The sequence below is a fragment of the Pseudomonas sp. PS01299 genome (assembly GCF_029960145.1).
Lineage (GTDB): Bacteria > Pseudomonadota > Gammaproteobacteria > Pseudomonadales > Pseudomonadaceae > Aquipseudomonas > Aquipseudomonas putida_A.
The window spans coordinates 1-1,199 of record NZ_JASCPO010000488.1 but is presented as its reverse complement, the minus strand read 5'-3'; the positions used below and the strand labels follow the sequence as shown (position 1 = coordinate 1,199).

At 59.7% G+C, this 1,199-nt stretch carries 1 pseudogene; it reads right to left on the bottom strand.

Annotation, left to right across the window (positions count from 1 at the left end):
• Nucleotides 1-844: pseudogene (locus QMX91_RS31180) on the bottom strand (hypothetical protein); the annotation flags it as partial.
• Nucleotides 845-1,199 lie beyond the last annotated feature (355 nt).

Below are 1,199 nucleotides of genomic sequence, written 5' to 3'. Positions count from 1 at the left end.
CGGCGTCGAGTTCATTATTGACAGCCTCCTGAACAATCGGTGCGGCCAGCAGGTCGATGCCGGTGGTGACGACGATGCGGGTTGCCTTGCACCAGTCTTCCGATTCATTGCCGACGATGTCGCGCACCTTGAAGGTGACCGCCAGACCAGAGTCGTCGGTGTCACCGACGAGCTCAATGATGGCTTTGGTGATCCAGATCAGAATCGGGTTGGCCACCGGATCGTCGATCTGCGCCTGAGTCACCGGTGTGGACTCCACAAGGGTGCCACCCCAGAAGAGAAGGATGACGTCGTCCACTGCAATGTCGGGGTAAGGCAAGCCGCTGCCGGACTCGGACCTGATGACAATCGGCACTCCCGCTTCGGCAACGTCTCTGTCCACACCGCCGTTGACGATTTCCGGGGGAATGTACATGTACAGGTTGGAGTGACCAGGGCCCGGGTCGATGTCCTGGCCACCGGGGAGTTCCAGTTTGACGAAGAGGTTGAGGGGCTTGTCAGGACGCTCTTCTTTTTGATTGGGCTGTTTGATTTCGTAGGTGAGTTGGTAAGGACCTGTCTGCAGATGACGGGGAGCCACCCACAAGAGGGTCGGTTGCTTGAGCTCGGTCTGGTCAATGATGGGACGCCCGTCGACCTCACGGTCATTGAGCAGCAGCTTGACGGTATCGCCGACAGCCTTGGTGGCCCAGACGGGGATGACGACCAGCAGGCCGAGGTCGGGAAAAGTGAACACCGCCGCCCGGTTGATCCCCCACTGACCGGAAGGCAGGAGGCGCCCGAGCACTATCGGGTCCAGCAATGAATGGGGGGCAGAGATTCTCTTCTTGGGCTGAACGAGCATGGACGGAACTCCAAGCGAACTGTCGGGAGACAAAGGGCATGGAGTTATTCAGCGCTGAAGATGACGGCCCTGGCTACTGTCAGAAATTACAGGTACGAAGCCTTTTCGGATGAGCGGTAAGGCGCGGCCCGACGGATAAAAAGACGCTTCCCGGCATCCCTTGGCGCCTTCTGTGCCCGTCGCGGGAAGTGCCTGCAGGTCTTGAATGAGAGGGTTGCCAGCCGTACCGGCCTCTTCGCGAGCAAGCCCGCTCCCACAGTTTTAGCCGGGTGCTGCCGCAACCATTGGCTCAGCGCATACCAATGTGGGAGCGGGCTTGCTCGCGAATGCGGTGTGCCAGCCAACACCTTAAGTG